Annotated in this window: 15 protein-coding genes; 10 read left to right on the forward strand and 5 right to left on the reverse strand. The window is 62.3% G+C overall.

The window, feature by feature from the left end; genetic code table 11:
* Window position 1 precedes the first annotated feature (1 nt).
* The 5 genes from MRK42_RS01985 (at window position 2) to tldD (ending at window position 8694) form a co-directional block, all read left to right on the forward strand.
* On the forward strand, window positions 2–589 hold the full coding sequence (locus tag MRK42_RS01985; RefSeq protein WP_042029032.1) for a Maf family protein: 588 nt from the start codon (window positions 2–4) through the stop codon (window positions 587–589).
* 93 nt (window positions 590–682) lie between these two features.
* A complete protein-coding gene (gene rng, locus MRK42_RS01990; protein ID WP_042029033.1) occupies window positions 683–2152 on the forward strand; it encodes a ribonuclease G in 1470 nt (489 codons plus the stop codon).
* The gene (locus tag MRK42_RS01995; protein ID WP_354688840.1) at window positions 2153–6049 is read left to right on the forward strand and encodes a YhdP family protein; all 3897 of its coding nucleotides are present in this window, start codon (window positions 2153–2155) and stop codon (window positions 6047–6049) included.
* 28 nt (window positions 6050–6077) lie between these two features.
* Window positions 6078–6899: a carbon-nitrogen hydrolase family protein gene (locus tag MRK42_RS02000; RefSeq protein ID WP_354688841.1), complete on the forward strand. Its 822-nt coding sequence runs from the start codon at window positions 6078–6080 to the stop codon at window positions 6897–6899.
* A gap of 346 nt (window positions 6900–7245) precedes the next feature.
* Entirely contained in the window at window positions 7246–8694 is a 1449-nt protein-coding gene (tldD, locus tag MRK42_RS02005; RefSeq protein WP_354688842.1) for a metalloprotease TldD, read from the forward strand.
* A gap of 144 nt (window positions 8695–8838) precedes the next feature.
* On the opposite strand, the gene MRK42_RS02010 is transcribed toward tldD, so the two are convergent.
* The 3 genes from MRK42_RS02010 to MRK42_RS02020 form a co-directional block, all read right to left on the reverse strand.
* Window positions 8839–9042 carry a hypothetical protein gene (locus tag MRK42_RS02010; RefSeq protein ID WP_026457710.1) on the reverse strand — a complete coding sequence of 68 codons (204 nt, stop codon included), beginning with the start codon at window positions 9040–9042 and terminating at the stop codon, window positions 8839–8841.
* Window positions 9043–9204: 162 nt separating this feature from the next.
* The gene (locus MRK42_RS02015) at window positions 9205–9921 is read right to left on the reverse strand and encodes a MarC family NAAT transporter (RefSeq protein WP_354688843.1); all 717 of its coding nucleotides are present in this window, start codon (window positions 9919–9921) and stop codon (window positions 9205–9207) included.
* A gap of 143 nt (window positions 9922–10064) precedes the next feature.
* Window positions 10065–11381, reverse strand: coding sequence for an MFS transporter (locus tag MRK42_RS02020; RefSeq protein WP_354688844.1), 1317 nt, complete (start codon window positions 11379–11381; stop codon window positions 10065–10067).
* Window positions 11382–11547: 166 nt separating this feature from the next.
* Here MRK42_RS02020 and MRK42_RS02025 point away from each other — a divergent pair, with 166 nt between their 5' ends.
* Window positions 11548–12222 (forward strand): ATP-binding protein, encoded by a 675-nt coding sequence (locus MRK42_RS02025; RefSeq protein WP_354688845.1) that lies wholly within the window; start codon window positions 11548–11550, stop codon window positions 12220–12222.
* Window positions 12223–12325: 103 nt separating this feature from the next.
* Window positions 12326–13045 carry an acid phosphatase AphA gene (gene aphA, locus MRK42_RS02030; protein ID WP_354688846.1) on the forward strand — a complete coding sequence of 240 codons (720 nt, stop codon included), beginning with the start codon at window positions 12326–12328 and terminating at the stop codon, window positions 13043–13045.
* Window positions 13046–13126: 81 nt separating this feature from the next.
* Here the strand turns inward: aphA and MRK42_RS02035 are convergent, their stop codons facing one another.
* On the reverse strand, window positions 13127–13393 hold the full coding sequence (locus MRK42_RS02035; protein WP_061476904.1) for a hypothetical protein: 267 nt from the start codon (window positions 13391–13393) through the stop codon (window positions 13127–13129).
* A gap of 169 nt (window positions 13394–13562) precedes the next feature.
* On the opposite strand from MRK42_RS02035, the gene MRK42_RS02040 reads away from it, so the two are divergent.
* Both MRK42_RS02040 and MRK42_RS02045 read left to right on the forward strand, forming a co-directional pair.
* Window positions 13563–14384 (forward strand): HDOD domain-containing protein, encoded by an 822-nt coding sequence (locus tag MRK42_RS02040; RefSeq protein ID WP_354688847.1) that lies wholly within the window; start codon window positions 13563–13565, stop codon window positions 14382–14384.
* 126 nt (window positions 14385–14510) lie between these two features.
* Entirely contained in the window at window positions 14511–15032 is a 522-nt protein-coding gene (locus MRK42_RS02045; protein WP_354688848.1) for a GNAT family N-acetyltransferase, read from the forward strand.
* Between the two features lie 117 nt (window positions 15033–15149).
* On the opposite strand, the gene MRK42_RS02050 is transcribed toward MRK42_RS02045, so the two are convergent.
* The gene (locus MRK42_RS02050) at window positions 15150–15326 is read right to left on the reverse strand and encodes a hypothetical protein (RefSeq protein WP_354688849.1); all 177 of its coding nucleotides are present in this window, start codon (window positions 15324–15326) and stop codon (window positions 15150–15152) included.
* 556 nt (window positions 15327–15882) lie between these two features.
* On the opposite strand from MRK42_RS02050, the gene MRK42_RS02055 reads away from it, so the two are divergent.
* Window positions 15883–17277: a D-arabinono-1,4-lactone oxidase gene (locus MRK42_RS02055; protein WP_223379778.1), complete on the forward strand. Its 1395-nt coding sequence runs from the start codon at window positions 15883–15885 to the stop codon at window positions 17275–17277.
* Window positions 17278–17311 lie beyond the last annotated feature (34 nt).

The raw sequence follows: 17311 nt of genomic DNA on the forward strand, positions 1-17311 counted from the left end.
TATGAACAAGAACAACGAACCGCAACTCTATCTCGCCTCGGGCTCGCCCCGCCGTCATGAACTGCTGACCCAGCTGGGCTACCGCTTTGAGGTACTCAGGCTGGACGTGCCGGAACAGCGCGAGGAGGGGGAAAAGGCGCAGGATTACGTCTGCCGCCTCGCCCGTGACAAGGCGATGGCCGGGCTGGCGTGTGCGCCGACGGCGTTGCCGGTGCTGGGAGCCGACACCATAGTGGTGCTGGGCGACCGGGTGCTGGAGAAGCCCTCCGATCTGCTGGATGCCAAAGACATGCTGGAGGCGCTCTCCGGCAAGGTGCACCAGGTGATGACAGCGGTGGCGCTGGCCACTCCGGAGCGCTGCGACGTGCGGCTGGTCACCACCAACGTGGCCTTTCGCAAGCTGGATGAGGCCGAGATCGAGGCCTATTGGCAAACCGGTGAGCCCTGTGACAAGGCCGGGGCTTACGGCATTCAGGGGATTGCGGGCAAGTTCGTCAGCCGCATCGAGGGGAGCTACAGCGCCGTGGTCGGCCTGCCCCTGCTGGAGACGGATCTGCTGATCAAACACCATCTGGAACAGCTCAAATAATTTCCCGTCAGCTGGGCTCTGCTGCGTCTTCCTTGCGCGAGTTGTGCCGGATTGGCTTCATAGAATTCAAAACTGGAACAGGCAAGGTTACTTATGTCGGTAGAACTACTGGTTAACGTTACCCCCTCCGAAACCCGGGTCGCTCTGGTCGAAAACGGCCAGCTGCAGGAAGTGCACGTCGAACGTCAGGCCAAACGCGGCATCGTCGGCAATATCTATAAAGGCAAGATCAGCCGGGTGCTGCCCGGCATGCAGGCGGCCTTCGTCGATATCGGCATGGACAAGGCGGCCTTCCTGCACGCCTCCGACATAGTCCCGCACACCGAGTGCGTGGCGGTGAAGGAGAAGGAGCAGTTCCAGGTCGGCAATATCGCCGAGCTGGTGCGCCAGGGGCAGGACATCATGGTGCAGGTGGTCAAAGACCCGCTGGGCACCAAGGGGGCGCGCCTCACCACCGACATCACCCTGCCTTCCCGCTATCTGGTGTTCATGCCGGGCAGCGCTCACGTGGGGGTTTCCCAGCGCATCGAGTCCGAAGCGGAACGGGAGCGCCTCAAGCGTACCGTGGCTGGCTATGTGGACGAGCTGGGTGGTTACATCATCCGTACCGCCGCCGAAGGGGTGGGGGAGCAGGAGCTGGAGCAGGATGCCGCCTTCCTGAAACGCCTGTGGCGCAAGATCCTCGAGCGCAAGCAGAAGTATCCCCCCTGCAAGATCCTCTATGAGGACCCCAGCCTCGCTTTTCGGGTGGTGCGCGACTTCGTCGGTACCGAGCTCGACAAGATCCGGGTCGATTCGCGCCAGAGCTTCGAGCAGCTCAAGCGCTTCACCGAGGAGTACGTGCCCGAGCTCGCCGGCAAGCTGGAATACTACCCCGGCGAGTCTCCCATCTTCGATCTCTACGACGTGGAGAACGAGATCCAGCGCGCTCTGGAGCGCAAGGTGGAGCTCAAATCCGGCGGCTACCTCATCATCGACCAGACCGAGGCGATGACCACGGTGGACATCAACACCGGTGCCTTCGTCGGCCATCGCAACCTGGAAGAGACCATCTTCAACACCAACGTCGAGGCGACGGCGGCCATCGCCCGTCACCTGCGGCTGCGCAATCTCGGCGGCATCATCATCATCGACTTCATCGACATGCAGTCGGAAGATCATCGTCGCCGGGTGCTGCACAGCCTGGAGCAGGCGCTGGCCAAGGACAGAGCCAAGACCAACGTCAACGGCTTCTCCCAGCTCGGCCTGGTGGAGATGACCCGCAAGCGCACCCGCGAGAGCCTGGAGCACGTGCTCTGCTCCGAGTGTCCCGAGTGCAAGGGGCGCGGCCGGGTCAAAACGGTGGAGTCGGTCTGCTTCGAGATCCTGCGGGAGATCATCCGGGTCAACCGCGCCTACGATGCGGATCAGTTCACCGTCTATGCTGCCCCGGCGGTGGCCGACTATCTTCACGGCGAAGAGTCCCACAGCCTCGCGGAGCTGGAAGTCTTCATCGGCAAGCAGGTACGGGTGGTGAGCGAACCTCTCTGTGGTCAGGAGCAGTTTGACGTGGTGATGATGTAATTGGTCTATCGCTGGCTGAGTCGGGGCTGGCTGGCCCTGGGGATCCTGTTCGTACTGCTGGCCATGGTGGTCACGCTGGTACGGGTTGGGGGTCCTTTGCTCAATCAGCACCGTCAGGCACTGCTCGATACCCTGCTGGCCGACAGCCAGCTGAAGGTAAGTGTGGGAGAGGTAGGGCTGGATTGGACCCGTGCTGGCCCTGCCCTCGAACTGCAGCAACTCTCCATCGCCCCGGACTCGGGGCGTTTTGCCGTCAAACTGGGGAAGGTCTGGGCACATCTCGACTTCTGGCGCTCCCTCAACGAACTCAAGCCGGTCTTCGGCGAGTTGATCCTGGGAGATGGGGAGATCACCCTCGATTTCAGCCAGCCGGCCGATAAGACCCCATCCAGCCACGATCCCCAGCAGCGGGCGCTGTTGCGCTTCCTGCTGACCCAGCTCTCCACCTTCGATGTGCTCAATACCCGCCTCAACGTCACCACCGCTCTCGGCGAGCTGCGGGCGCTGGATATCGCCCAGCTGCGCTGGCAGAACCGGGGCAAGCGTCATCAGGGGGTCGGCAAGGCCTATCTCATCAACGGGGTCGGCGAGAGCACCCTCGATCTTATCCTGGATGTGGATGCTTCGAGTACCCGGCTCGATACCCTCAAGGGCCGGCTTTATCTGGGGGCCAGCCAGCTCGACATCACCCCCCTGCTGGCGCGGATCCATGCCGGTGAGCCCAAGATTGCGGGCCAGCTCGACTTCCAGCTCTGGAGCGAGTTTGCCGACGGCCAGCTGGGGGATAGCCTGCTGGCCTTTGGCAACAACTACCTGATCTGGAAGGATCCCAAGAAGCGCAAACTGCATCGCCTCGCCCTCGACGGCGGCAAGATCCAGCTGCGCCGGGATGGCGAGGATTGGCAACTGGCCAGCCACAACGTGACCTTCAAGCTCGATGACAAGTCCTGGCTGCGCAGCCGGTTGCAGCTCGAACGGGTCGGTTCGCGGATCCGCGGCTATGTGCCGCAAATCGATCTCGATCAGGTTACCAACCTGAGCCAGCTGGTCTCAGGCCTCTATCCCGAGCTGGCCGAGACCCTCAAACGCACCAGCCCGAGCGGCAAGATCCAGGATCTCGTCCTGCAGGCAAAGGCCGACTGGCAGGGGCTGTCGCTGAGCGGAAACTTCTCACACATCAAGGTCAATGCCTGGCAGGATGTGCCCGGGGTGCAGGACCTCAACGGCGAATTCTGGCTCACCCCGAGCGGCGGCAGCGCCAGGCTGACTCTCGGCAAGGACAAGCTGGATCCGGCCCGTCACTTCAAGGAAGTGATCCCCATCGACAGCTTCTCGGCCCGCCTCGACTGGTGGCGCGAGTCGCAGGGCTGGGTGCTCTATGGCCAGGACATAGCGCTGGACAACCCGGACCTGCGCCTCGCCAGCCGTTTTCGGCTCGATCTGTTCGAGCACCCCTTCCTCGCCCTGACCGGTCGCATCGACGTCAAGAATGCGGGCAACGCCGATCGCTACTTCCCGCTGCAGGCGATGGACAAGGAGCTGGTGGACTACCTGAGCGGTGCCATTAAAGGGGGCAAGGCGAAGGGGGCCGATCTGCTCTGGTACGGCGAGTTCCGGGATTTTCCCTACAGCAAGGGCGAGGGGATCTTCCAGGTGGCGGTGCCGCTGGAGAAGGCCACCTACGAGTTCTTCCCCGGTTGGCAACCGCTCACCGACCTGCAGATAGATCTCCTGTTCCAGAACGCCAGCCTGGACATGCGCAGCCGCTCCACCCGCCTCGGCAAGGCGAGTTCCGACTCGGTCCATGCCTGGATCCCGGATCTCTATCCGGGGGCCCATCTCTATGTGGATGCCAGGGTGGCGGGCGAGGGCAAGGCCATCAGCGACTACCTGCAGGACTCCCCGTTGGGGGGGACCGTGGGGCAGGCGCTGCGGGAGGTCGAGGTGCGCGGCCCCTTGAAGGGGACAGTCAAGCTGGATATCCCCCTCGATGGCGAGAGCGAGGTGAAGGCGAGCGGCGATGCCACCTTCAACAACAACAAGGTACGGGTTGCCAGCCTGGATCTGCCGCTGGAGCAGGTGCAGGGCAAGCTTGAGTATGACAACGAACAGACCCGTTTCAGCAATCTCAAGGCGACCCTGTGGAACCAGCCGCTGACCCTCAACTATCAGGGCCGTCAGCACCCGGATCGCTATCAGGTCGACCTCGGCTTCAAGGGGGAGTGGGACAGCCGTCGCCAGCCCCCCGCCATCGCCTCGTACGGCATCCTCGCCGGCCGCAGCAACTGGAGTGGAAAGCTCGATCTGGCCCTGCCCGATGACAAGCCATTCAGCTTCCATCTGGCGCTCGACTCCAACCTGCAGGGGATGGGGCTGGACTTGCCCAAACCGCTGACCAAGGCAGCTCCGGAGCGGTTGCCGCTCAAGGTGACCGCGCGGGGCCGCGACGGCAGTGCCGACATTCGCGCCGTGCTGGGAGCCGATGTGGATATGCAGACCCGGCTGGTGTACGGCGAGGGGGAACCTCATCTCAGCCGGGTGCGGGTCGATGTGGGGCAGCCCGGTGCCAGGATATTGCGGGATGTGCCCATGTTGCTGGCCATTAACCAGCAGGAGGCCGATGTGGGAGGCTGGCTGGCCCGCCTCAAGCAGTGGCTGCCAGCCCAGGGCAAGGGCGGCAACGCAGTGGTCGGTCCCTCTTTCCTGCCGCAGGATTGGTGGGTGGATGGCCAGCTGGCCCGCGCCAATATCGGCAGCGCCACTCTCAAGGCGACCCGTTTCACCGTGGGGCCGGTCAAGCAGGCCACCGAGGTGATGATCGACAGCCCCGACGTGATGGGGGTGATCCGCCTGCCAGTCGTCCCCAATCAGCCGGTCGATGCCAAGTTTGCCCGCATCTATTGGTCGGGCAAGAGTTCGGATCTGCGCCCCGAGCCCGATGCGAAGCAGGACAAGGCCATCATGGACGCCATCCCCTGGCTCACCTTCAGCTGCGTGGACTGCCGTTTCGGCGAGTTGCCGCTGGGCGAGGTCAAGGGGGAGCTGCTGCCCGGTGCCGACAGGCTGACCCTCAAAGGGCTGGACATGCGACTGGCGGGCAGCCAGCTGACCGGCAGCGTCGATTGGCGCAACAATGGCGGGCGGATGCAGACCCGGGCCCGTGGCAAGCTGACCAGCAACAACAGTGAGTTGCTGGTCAAGCGCCTTGGCTATACCTCCCCCATCAGCGACGCGCCGGGCTCACTATCGTTTGATGTGAACTGGCAGGATGCTCCCTATCGTCTGAGCCTGCCCACCCTGGCGGGCAGCGCCAACTACCAGCTGGAGGGTGGCACACTGCGGGAGGTCAGCGACAAGGGGGCACGGCTACTCTCATTACTGAGTCTGGACTCCCTGATCCGCAAGCTGCGCCTCGATTTTCGCGATGTGTTCGACAAGGGCTTCTACTTCGAATCCATGTCGGCCTCGGTCAACATCAAACAGGGGCAGGTGAGCAACGACGACTTTTACATGAAGGGCGCCGCAGGCAACCTGCGTGGGGAAGGGGTGGCCGATCTGGTGCGCTGGCGGCTCGACTACGAGCTGAGCTTCTCCCCCAATCTGGGGGGCACCCTGCCGGTGGTGGCGGCCTTCTCCCTCACCCCGGTGACCGGCCTCTATGTGTTGGCTCTCTCCAAGTTGCTGGAGCCCGTGGTGGATGTGGTGACCCGGATCGATTTCTGGATCTCGGGTCCGCTCGATGCTCCCAAACTGGTCGAGGCGGGGCGTGACAGGGCCAGGATCAAGCTCAACCAGCAGCAGAAAGAGGCGGTGGAAGAGGTCGCGCCCACCCTGCCTGCCAACGAGGTCAGCCCCTTCCTGCTGACCCCCAAACACAGCGGGCCGGATCAGCGTTGATGGTGCCCCCAATCTCAAGGAGTGAGTCATGTGGTTAGCCGCAATACAGCTGGTGTCTGGCCGTCACTGGCAGGATAACCGGGCGCAGATTGCCGCCGAGCTGGCGGCATTGCCGGCCGAACGGCCGCTGCTGGTGCTGTTGCCGGAGAATTTTGCCCTGTTTGGCGAGCGCCAGGGCTATCTGGACGGGGCCGAGACGATCGGCCCCGATCTGAGTGGAGCAGCGCCGATCCAGCAACAGCTTGCCGCGTGGGCCCGCGAACACGGCATCTGGCTGGTAGCCGGGGCCATGCCGACCAGGATCCCGGGATCGGATCACATCCACACCAGCTCGCTGGTGTTTGATCCGGCTGGCGTGCTCAAGGGGCATTACCACAAGATCCACCTGTTCGACGTGGACGTGGCCGACAATCAGGGGCGTTATCGGGAGTCGGAGACCTTCAGCCCGGGGGATGCGCCCGTTACGGTGGACTCCCCCTTTGGTCCCCTCGGCCTCTCCATCTGTTATGATTTGCGCTTTCCCGAGCTCTATCGCCAGCTGGCCCGTGCCGGTGCCCGGGTGCTGCTGGTGCCCGCCGCCTTCACCGCCGTGACCGGTGAGGCGCACTGGGAGCCGCTGCTACGGGCCCGTGCCATTGAAAACCAGTGTTATGTGGTGGCCGCCAACCAGGGGGGCACCCATGAGACGGGACGCCAGACCTGGGGTCACAGCATGGTGATCGACCCCTGGGGTCGGGTGCTGGCCTGCCAGAGCGCGGGGCGCGCCACCGTGCTGGCGAAGATGGATGGCGGGCTTGTCGATGAATTGAAACGCACCATGCCCGTGATGGAGCACGCCCGTTTGCTCTGATGCTGTGGTAAAGAACTGAAACGCAGCGGTTTGCCGGTGCTGCAACACACCCGTTTGCTCTGATGGTGTGGTGAAGAACTGAAACGCAGCCGTTTGCCAGTGCTGTAACACGCCCGTTTGCTCTGATGGTGTGGTGAAGAATTGAAACGCAGCCGTTTGCCGGTGCTGCAACACGTCAGGTTGCTGTGAACATGCGCAGGTTCGATCCGCCCTGTGGCGGGGGGAGCGGACGCTCGCAAACCCGATGGTGTCTTTGACGTCCGATTACGCTTCGCCAATCGACCCTCTGGTCGATTCGCACGAATTAACTGTTACGACATCTCGCATCGAGATTGGAGAGAAAGATTTGAGTCTATTGAGCCAGGTTAGTGCCTCCCTGTTGGCCCCGAACGATCTCGACGAAGGACGCCTGCAACAGCTGCTCGGCAGCCTGATGAGCCATCAGGTGGAGTTCGGCGACCTCTATTTCCAGCGCAGCTGGCATGAGTCCTGGATGCTGGAAGATGGCATCGTGAAAGATGGCAGCTACAACATCGATCAGGGGGTCGGGGTGCGCGCCGTCTGCGGCGAGAAGACCGGCTTCGCCTACTCCGACGAACTGAGCCTGCTGGCGCTGCAGCAGTCGGTGACTGCCGCCCGCGGTATTGCTGCCGCCGGCGCCCGGGGCAAGGTGAAGGCGTGGGCCAGAACCGAGGCCAACCTGCTCTATCCGGCGCTGGATCCCCTGCAGACCCTCGACAAGCAGCAGAAGATCGCCCTGCTGGAGCAGATGGACAAGTTCGCCCGCAGCCTGGATCCCGCCATCAATCAGGTGATGGCCTCCATCAGCGGGGTCTACGAAGAGGTGCTGGTGGCCGCCACCGACGGCACCCTGGCCGCCGACGTGCGCCCACTGGTGCGCCTCTCGGTGACCGTCATCGCCGAGAAGGGTGAGCGTCGCGAGCGTGGCAGTGCCGGCGGCGGTGGCCGCTTCGGTTACGATTATTTCCTCGAACTGGATGGGCTGGAGAGCCGCGCCTTCGGTTATGTGCGGGAAGCCGTGCGCCAGGCGCTGGTGAATCTGGAGGCCATCGATGCGCCGGCCGGTACTATGCCGGTGGTGTTGGGCTCCGGCTGGCCGGGTGTGCTGCTGCACGAAGCGGTGGGTCATGGCCTGGAGGGGGACTTCAACCGCAAGGGGTCGTCCGCCTTCGCCGGGCGCATCGGCGAGCAGGTCGCCTCCAAACACTGCACCATAGTCGATGACGGTACCCTGCCGGGTCGGCGCGGCTCCGTCTCCATCGACGACGAGGGGACACCGGGCGGCTACAACGTGCTGATCGAGAACGGCATTCTCAAGGGCTATCTGCAGGACAAGCAGAACGCCCGTCTGATGGGGGTGCCGCTGACCGGCAACGGCCGCCGCGAATCCTACGCGGCCTTGCCGATGCCGCGCATGACCAACACCTACATGCTGGCGGGTCAGTACGACCCGGCCGAGATCATCGCCTCGGTGAAGAAGGGGATCTATGCCCCCAACTTCGGCGGCGGTCAGGTGGACATCACCTCCGGCAAGTTCGTCTTCTCCGCCTCCGAGGCCTACCTCATCGAGGATGGCAAGATCACTGCGCCCATCAAGGGGGCGACCCTGATCGGCAACGGCCCCGAGGCCATGAGCCAGGTCTCCATGGTAGGCCGCGATCTGGCGATCGATCGCGGGGTGGGGGTCTGTGGCAAGGAGGGGCAGAGCGTGCCGGTCGGGGTGGGTCAGCCCACCCTCAAGCTGGATCAGCTCACCGTGGGCGGCACGTCGTAAGTCGGCTTGGCCAGCTCACAGCGTCAATCGATGCGGTGAGCGCAAACTCAAACCCCGGCCTTGTGCCGGGGTTTTTGCTGGCAGGTTGGCGGCGGGCAACAAAAAGCCCCGGTCAGCTGACCGGGGCGGATCCAATCATTGGCATCAATTGACCGAGATGGCGCGGGCGTCGATGAAGTAGCGGGCATTGCCCTGCTTGTCGATCTGGATCTTGGCGACCAGGTGCTCCTGATCCTTGTACTCCCAGCGCTGCTCGATCTTGGCAAGGGAAGGGCTAGTGATCCCAACCACATTCAGGTACTCGTGAAACAGGCTATGGCTCCCTATTTCGGTCAGCATCTTGTCCATCAGCATACTCTCCTGAAATTGAATGGGTATTCACCAACAAACCTACCAGCGTCCTTCTGAATAGAGTCTGTATGAAAAACAGACTAACTCATTTATGTGTCAATAACATGATCAGGGACAAGATCAATGCAGATCGTCAGCCTGTTTTGACAACGCTTTCACTCAGTGCTGGCGGGCACCCGGCAGTTGCTCGAGATTGACGGGTTCAGGTGCGGGAGCCGTGATCGCCTGGGTAGCCGGCGCTTCATGGAATACCGGGTCCTGAGCTACCTCCTTGATTCCATTGATACAAAATTGCATACCCATGCATACCAGCAGAAAACCCATGATCCGGGTCATGGCGTCGATGCCGGTGGCGCCCAGGATCTTGCAGACAGGATCCGCCAGCTTCAGCACGCCCCAGCTGAGCAGGCTCATCAGGGCGAAGGCGGTGACCATGGCGGCATAGATGGTCATGCGGTTGTAGTCATCGGGCAGTTCCGCGATCTGGGCGGCGCCACTGATCACCAGCGCCATGGTTCCTGGCCCGCACATGCTGGGCATGGTGAGCGGCACGAAGGCGATGCTCTGGTTGATATCCACCCCGTCGGCCTGGCTCGGTGCCGGGAACAACATGCGAAAACCGATGAAGCCGATGATGAGACCTCCCGCCAGTCGCAGACCCGGGATGGAGATCCCGAACAGATCCAGGATGGAAGAGCCGATGAAGAAGGTGATGCAGAGGGTGCAGAACAGGTAGATGGCGGCCAGATTGATCTGGCGGCGGACATGTTCTCGCGACATTCCCTTGCTCAGCCCCAGCAACAGGGTGGCCGTGGTGGGCGGATTGACCATGGGCAGCAACGCCAGCAAGGCGAGCAGAACGACCTGAAAGTACATGTATTGCCTCGGATGAACAGGGGTAGATGGATGAAGCCGGCACCAGGCCGATTTCGAAAGGGTGGTTATATTATGCCCTGCAAACTGAACCCAGGCCGTACAAAAAGCCCCGACCTGGGTCGGGGCTGAACTGAGAGTGGGTATCAGGCCGTCTGGGGCAGTGTCTGGCGCTGGCTACGCTGCTGGACCCAGAGCCAGAGGCCGATGACAAAGCCGAGGGCCGACAGGCTCATCACATAGTGGGAGGGGGCCAGCACGTCGCTCTTCATCCACAGGGTGACCAGCATGGGGGTCAGGCCGCCGAAGATGGCGTAGGCCACGTTGTAGGAGAAGGAGAGGCCGGAGAAGCGGACCACTGCCGGGAAGGCGTTGACCATCACATAGGGGACGGCGCCGACGATGCCGACCGCAAATCCCGCCAGCATGTAGAGGGGCACCAGCTGGGCCGTGCCCGCCACCAGACCGTGGTAGAAGGCATAAGTGGAACCCGCCAGCAGCAGGGAGCCCAGCATGAAGGTCAGACCGCTGCCTAGGCTGTCGATGAGGCGACCATAGGCGATGCAACCCAGGGTGAGCGCGACTATGGCCAGGGAGTTGGCGGTCAGCGCCTCGGCGGGGGTGATGCCATACACCTTCTGCAGGTAGGTGGGGGTCATCAGGATCACCACCACGATCCCGGCGGAGAGCAGCCAGGTCAGCAGCATGGAGACGACGACGCTGCCCTTGTGCTCGCGCAGCACCGTCTTGAGCGGCAGCTCCTCGGCCAGGGACTTGTTGGCCTGCATCTCTGCAAAGACCGGGGTCTCGTGCAGCCAGCGGCGCAGGTACATGGCGACGATGCCGAATACCCCGCCGAGCACAAAGGCCAGACGCCAGCCCCACTCGCTCACATCGCTCGGGCTCATGCTGCGGTTGATGGCGGTGGCCACCAGGGAGCCGAGCAGGATGCCGGCCGTCAGTCCGGCGGTCAGGGTGCCGCAGGCGAGGCCAATCCGGCGGGCGGGCACGTGTTCAGCCACGAATACCCAGGCCCCTGGCACTTCACCACCGATAGCGGCCCCTTGCAGGATCCGCAGCAACAGCAGCAGCAGCGGGGCGGCGATGCCGAGGGCGGCATAGGTGGGCAGCAGGCCGATCAGCAGGGTTGGCAGCGCCATCATGATGATGCTCAGGGTGAACATGCGCTTGCGGCCGATGAGATCGCCGAAGTGGGCCATGATGATGCCCCCCAGCGGGCGGGCCAGATAGCCGGCGGCGAAGATGCCGAAGGTCTGGAACTGGCGCAACCATTCGGGGATATCGGCCGGGAAGAAGAGTTCGCCGATGACCACGGCGAAGAAGACGAAGATGATGAAGTCGTAAAATTCCAGCGCGCCGCCCAGCGCCGCCAGGCTCAGGGTCTTGTAATCCTGTCGGTTGAGGGGGCGACTGTGATCGTAGTGTTGTGTGGCTGTCGTCATATCCTTATGTTTCCCATCGCTTTTTTTAGTTATTGTTCCCCATCCTTGCCGGGGACACGCTCCTCTTCGAGGGTATGCTGTTGCATCCCGGTATGTAAATCGCGCAATTCGCAACACTGTCTTGCATCTTTTTGGGGCATAGTGACGCCCGTCAGGGAGAAGAATCATGGAAAAGAAACGGGTATTGCTCTCCTGGAGCAGCGGCAAGGATTGCGCCTGGGCGCTGCATCGCCTGCGCCAGGATCCGGCCATCGAGGTGGTGGGGCTGTTCACCACCCTCAATCAGGCCTTTGAGCGGGTGGCGATGCACGGTGTGCGCAAGCAACTGCTGTTGCAGCAGGCCAAGTGCGTGGGGCTGCCCATCATCTGCATCGATCTGCCCTGGCCCTGCAGCAACGAGGATTATGCCCGCATCATGGAAGGCTTCATCGCCGATGTGCTGGCGCAGGGGATCCGTCACATGGCGTTTGGCGATCTCTTCCTCGAGGATGTGCGGGCCTATCGCGAGCGGCAGCTGGCGGGAACCGGCATAGAGCCGCTGTTTCCGCTGTGGGGCAGCAAGACGCCCGAGCTGGCGCGGGAGATGATGGCGGCAGGCATGAAGGCGAGGATCAGTGCGCTGGATCCGAAGAAGCTGGATGTCGGTCTGGGTGGCCATGATTTCGATCCGGCCCTGCTCGCCGCCTTGCCCGAGGGAGTGGACCCATGCGGCGAAAACGGCGAGTTTCACACCCTGGCCTACGACGGGCCCATGTTCCGGCGCCCGCTGGCAATCCGGGTGGGGGAAACCGTGGAGCGGGACGGTTTCATCTTCACCGACCTGTTGCCAGTCACCGATTGATTGTTGGGCGTCAAACGCTCCCTTTTGTAGGGTAACTCACAGTTTGGACAAGGGGATGGGGGCACCATGAGCCCCCTCTTTTGTTTGAAGAAGAAGACGTGCGATGAAATTTGTTTCCCGCCCCGTGCTGCTCGCCTCCCTGCTGGCAGCTGTCCTTTCTCTCCCGGCCATTGCCGACGTTACCGCCACACCCCAACCGGCCCCTGCCGGCGTGACCACCGCCTCGCTGGCCGAGCAGGCGCCCGTTCACTGGGTGTCGCTGGCCCAGATTGCCGCCAGTCTGGACGGTCTGCCGCCGATGGCGGTGGGCTTTGACATCGATGACACCCTGCTCTTCTCGAGCCCCGGCTTCTATCGCGGCAAGCAGGAGTTCTCCCCGAAAGACGAGAGTTATCTCAAGAACCCCGCCTTCTGGGAGAAGATGAACAATGGCTGGGATGCGTTCAGCGTGCCAAAACAGGTGGGCAAGGCGCTGATCGCCATGCACCTCAAGCGGGGCGACAGCATCTACTTCGTCACCGGGCGCTCGGCCACCCGCACCGAGACGGTGACCCAAACCCTGCAGCAGACCATGGGGATCCCGGCCGATCGGCTCAATCCGGTGATCTTTGCCGGTGACCAGCCTGGGCAGAACACCAAGGTGCAGTGGCTCAAAGATAAAAAGATGAAGGTTTTCTACGGCGATGCCGACGGGGACATCAAGGCGGCGCAGGCGGCGGGCATTCGCGGCATCCGCCTGCTGCGGGCGGCCAACTCCACTTACCGGCCACTACCGCTGGCGGGGGCGCTGGGGGAAGAGGTGATCATCAACTCCCAGTATTGATCGGTCAAAAGCTGATTCATGAAAGAAGGGCGGGGCCATCGGCACCCGCCCTTCTGTTTTTTTACCGTACGGAGACCTGATTCAGTCGGCCCAGGGCATCTCGGGCAGGCTGTCGAGAAACTCGCCATAACGGGTCAGGTTGAAGGGGCCCTGTTCGGCTTCCATCGCCATCAGCTCGGCGCCGAGGGCGCAGGCGATGTATTGCAGCGCCTCTTCTCGCGGGGTGCCCGTCATCACCAGCCGCATCAGGGTCGCCTTCACCTGGGGCGGCTGGCCATCGGCGAGCTGGTTGTCCACCATCTCCAGCAGGGCGGCTTCGTCGAAAAATTCCTGAGAGTCGTCGTTCATGGGATATCCGCAACAGTGAATGTGGCGGCCAGTATAGCCCGAATGCTTTCTAACACCTTGAGTCATCGGCAAATAAAGAATCCGTTATAGCGCTGGCTTGTTACCCATAATTAGTAGGCGTTTGCCCCGCAAACAGGTTTGCACACATACCAGATGGATGGATAAGCCTATGCCTACGATAGATGCCCTGCTGGCACAGCCACACAACCTGCCCCAGATCCCCGAAGTGATGCGCGAACTGATCCAGACCTTCAACGAGAGGGAGCCGGATCTGAGCAAGATCAGCAAGCAGATCGCCAAGGATCCGGTCATTTCGGCCAAGTTGCTGCGCCTGGCCAACTCAGCAAAATTCGGCGGCAGTCGCCAGGTTGCCACTGTCAACGAAGCCACGGTCCGGCTTGGGTTGGCCATGGTGCGCAACATGGTACTGGCCTGCAGCCTGACCGAGTCGGTCAAGGCGGTGCCCGGCCTCGACCTCAGGCACTTCTGGGGTTGCGTCTTCAACGTGGCCGAACTGGCGCGCCGTTTGGCGGTGCGAAAAGGAATGAAAGGAGAGGAGGTCTTCACCTGCGCCCTGTTGCATGATCTCGGGCGGCTCATCATGCATGTGGGGCTGCCGGAAAATACCGTGCTGCACATCAAGGATCTGGAGCTGCACAAGGGGCGGGCCAAGGCTGAGGAGCTGGTGGTCGGCTTCAACTATGCCCAGGTGGGAGCGGCCATGGCCAAGTTGTGGAAGTTTCCCGACACCATCTGCAGCGCGGTGGAGTACCACTACAACCCCATGCTGGCCAAGGAGTTTTCTACCGAGGCAGGGCTTATTCACCTGGCCATAGTGCTGGCGGCCCAGTCGGATGTGGGGGAGGCGGCGCCCCCAGAGTGGCCTGACAAGGTGGCCGACAAGCTGGGGCTGCCCTGGGCTGACTGCGCGGCCGAATTCACCGCACTGCGCGAGCAGGGCAATGGCTACGCCGGATTGCTGGCAGCCTGACGCTACGGGGTTGCAAAGGGGGCCGAAAACGGCCCCTTTTTCATGCCGACAGCCACGCGGGCTTGCCAGTACGGGATGAGGGGAGCACTCTTTGCTCTCTATCTCCTTGTTTTGAGAGCCGTTGTCATGATCTTCACACCCCGTCTGACCCTGCGTGAGATGCATCTCGCCGATGCCCCCTTTATCCTCGAATTGCTCAACGATGCCGATTTTTATCGCTTCATCGGCGATCGGGGAGTTCGTACCCTGGAGCAGGCGCAGGAATATATCCAGCAGGGGCCCGCGGTCAGCTATGCCCGTCACGGTCACGGCCTCTATCTGGTGGAACGCAGGGAGGATGGCGCCAGGCTCGGCATGTGCGGCCTTATCAGACGCGACAGCCTGCCCTGCGAGGATATCGGCTATGCCTTTTTGCCTGCTTATCGCGGGCAGGGCTATGCCATCGAAGCCGCACATGCCGCCTTGCAGGATGGCCGCGAGCGGCTCGGGATCGAGCGGGTCATCGCCATCGTCACCCCGGGCAACGAGCGTTCCATTGGCCTGCTGGCCAAGCTGGGGCTGGTGCGCAGCCGTCTGGTGAAGCTCGCAGAAGATGCCGACGAGTGCCTGCTACTGGAGGCGGTGGACGTCGAGCCGTGCCGGATCTGAGAGCGGTTTTCTGAGCGGAGAGGCTGATTATTCGGTTGTAAGGGAGATGGCTGTCGCAAAGAGGCCGCCGTGAGTTGCGGCCTGTCTGCATCGGGCGCTGCCGTGTGGCAGGCAGGATCAGTGGAGGTCTTCGATGGAGAACTCGCCAGCGATGCCATCACAGGAGATGGCGAAACCGCCGCTCAAGCGGGTGCTGAACTGGATCAGAAACCCATCGTCATCGTGCTCTTGCACGGGCAGGTTGATGGGTTTGCTACGACGCAGGGGCTTGTGTGTTTTTACTGCTTTCATCATGGTATTTCTCTATATAAATTAAATGTTTGCTCCTTGTGTTGGCAAATGACAGGTCAATGGGCGCGGTCAGCCCGGATGGCTGACAGGCGCGCAGGAATACCCAGCCCGTCTCACGGGCGTCTGCACTTTCAAGGAATATGCCAAGGAATATGCGGATGCATGGTTCACATGGGTGGGCAGATCGGGTCTGCGCCGTGAGAGCCGGGCAACGCAGGCGGACAGCCTGACGGTTCTCGAGGCGAGTAAATCAGAAGAAGGTTATGCGGGTACTGACAGGATTCATCGTGAGGTGAAGCATTGCAGGGTAAACATAAACAGGGCTGATTAACTAGCCGGCGCGCATTCTGGCCGTGAAATGAATAAAAAGCAAACAATTATTTTGTTGTGGCGTAAATAAGTGCCCGCACTTCTTCCTCATCGAATGACGAAAGGTGCTTGAATGGCCGCCACGACGCATTTCCCCTCCTGATCGCAAGGGCTTGTTTTTCATGCCTTGGCGCGGACTTTTCGGTAGAATCGTCGCTCATTTTGACGTCAGATAGAGATGAGGCGCGGTATGACGGTTCAGTTCCAGGCATTTCACAGCATCAAGGCGATCGACAATCGGGAGGTGCTGTTCAACTGGTCCAGAACCAATCCGCTCGGGGCACTGGAGCAGGTGTGGCGCCCGAAACATCGCGACGAGCTGCAGGCGCTGCTGCGCGAATTTCCGGAGCGCAAGCTGCGGCTCATCGGCTCCGGTCTCTCCTTCGAACCCATCCACAGTGTCTATGCCGAGGGCAATCAGGCGCTGCTGGTGGACCTGCACCACCTGCGCGGCCAGCTGGCACAGACCGCCGATACGGTGACCTACCAGGCAGGCACACCGCTCGACACCGTCTACGCCGAACTGATTGCCATGGAGCGGATGCTGCCCGCCTCCCCCGGCGTCATCGGCATACAGACCCTGGGCGGTGCGCTCAGCACCGGCACCCATGGCCAGGGGCTGCACCAGTCAGCCCTGTGTGACGCGGTGGAGGCGCTGACCGTGATGCTGGCCAGTGGCGACATCATCCGGGTGGATCGCACCGACCCGCGCTTCGGCGCCTTCGTGATGGGGATGGGGATGCTCGGCATCCTGCTCGACGTCACCCTGCGCACCGTGCCGAACCGCATCATGCGCTGCACCAAGTTCACCACCGACTACTCCTTCCTGCTGGAGCACAACGAGCGGCTGAACCGCGAACACGGTTTCGTGAAGAGCTGGTGGTTCGCCTGGACCGGCGAGAGCCACATCTGGCTGGTGGATCCCGCCAGTGAGGAGGAGGTGGCCCGCTACCGGGCCGCGGGCAGCGAGCCGCTGCTGCTGGATGGCGACATCGACGCCCGCATGAATGCCACCATCGACGCTACCCTGCAGAAGATGGCGAAGGACACCAAGGACGAGGCGCTAGCGGGGGAGCACTTCGAGACGGTACGTCGCTTCAAGGATGCCTCGGACCTGGTGGGCAACGTCTACCAGATCCTCTGCAAGGGGATCCCGGCCCCCCAGATCAACTGTGAGGTGGCGGTGCCGCTGCATCGCATGCGGGAGGCGCTGGAGACGTTGCAGAAGTGGCAAGAGGCCAATCCTGGCGTGCTGCACTATCCCTTTATCCTGCGCTGCACCGGCCCCTCCGAGGCCTGGCTCAGCGCTGCCTATGGCCAGTCGGTGTGCTGGATTGGTTTCCTGGTCTATCTGGCGGCGGACGGCACCTTCGTCAACGGCTCCATGGAGCAGATGCGCGAGTTGCAGCAACTGCTGGTGCCCCTCGGCGGCATCCCGCATTTTGGCAAGCACCTGGCGATGGATCTCTATGACTTCCCGGCTTTGCTGCCGCGTTGGCACGACTTCCTGGCCCTCAAGGGCGAGCTCGACCCCCATGGCCGCTTCGAAAACCGCTGGCTTGCGGATCTGTTTGCCAACAAGTGAGGGTGGTTAGCCCTCTCATCACGCCAGGTTTTAA

The sequence above is a fragment of the Aeromonas sp. 19NY04SH05-1 genome, assembly GCF_040581895.1.
GTDB classification, from domain to species: Bacteria; Pseudomonadota; Gammaproteobacteria; order Enterobacterales; family Aeromonadaceae; genus Aeromonas; species Aeromonas enteropelogenes.

Bases quoted from the DNA above. Each gene is read 5' to 3' on its own strand.
- MRK42_RS02025 (WP_354688845.1), top strand. From the start codon at position 11,548: ATGGAAAAGAAACGGGTATTGCTCTCCTGGAGCAGCGGCAAGGATTGC.
- MRK42_RS02045 (WP_354688848.1), top strand. From the start codon at position 14,511: ATGATCTTCACACCCCGTCTGACCCTGCGTGAGATGCATCTCGCCGAT.
- MRK42_RS02055 (WP_223379778.1), top strand. From the start codon at position 15,883: ATGACGGTTCAGTTCCAGGCATTTCACAGCATCAAGGCGATCGACAAT.
- MRK42_RS02000 (WP_354688841.1), top strand. From the start codon at position 6,078: ATGTGGTTAGCCGCAATACAGCTGGTGTCTGGCCGTCACTGGCAGGAT.
- MRK42_RS02010 (WP_026457710.1), bottom strand. From the start codon at position 9,042: ATGGACAAGATGCTGACCGAAATAGGGAGCCATAGCCTGTTTCACGAG.
- aphA (WP_354688846.1), top strand. From the start codon at position 12,326: ATGAAATTTGTTTCCCGCCCCGTGCTGCTCGCCTCCCTGCTGGCAGCT.
- MRK42_RS02035 (WP_061476904.1), bottom strand. From the start codon at position 13,393: ATGAACGACGACTCTCAGGAATTTTTCGACGAAGCCGCCCTGCTGGAG.
- MRK42_RS01985 (WP_042029032.1), top strand. From the start codon at position 2: ATGAACAAGAACAACGAACCGCAACTCTATCTCGCCTCGGGCTCGCCC.
- MRK42_RS02020 (WP_354688844.1), bottom strand. From the start codon at position 11,381: ATGACGACAGCCACACAACACTACGATCACAGTCGCCCCCTCAACCGA.
- MRK42_RS02015 (WP_354688843.1), bottom strand. From the start codon at position 9,921: ATGTACTTTCAGGTCGTTCTGCTCGCCTTGCTGGCGTTGCTGCCCATG.
- rng (WP_042029033.1), top strand. From the start codon at position 683: ATGTCGGTAGAACTACTGGTTAACGTTACCCCCTCCGAAACCCGGGTC.
- MRK42_RS02040 (WP_354688847.1), top strand. From the start codon at position 13,563: ATGCCTACGATAGATGCCCTGCTGGCACAGCCACACAACCTGCCCCAG.
- MRK42_RS02050 (WP_354688849.1), bottom strand. From the start codon at position 15,326: ATGATGAAAGCAGTAAAAACACACAAGCCCCTGCGTCGTAGCAAACCC.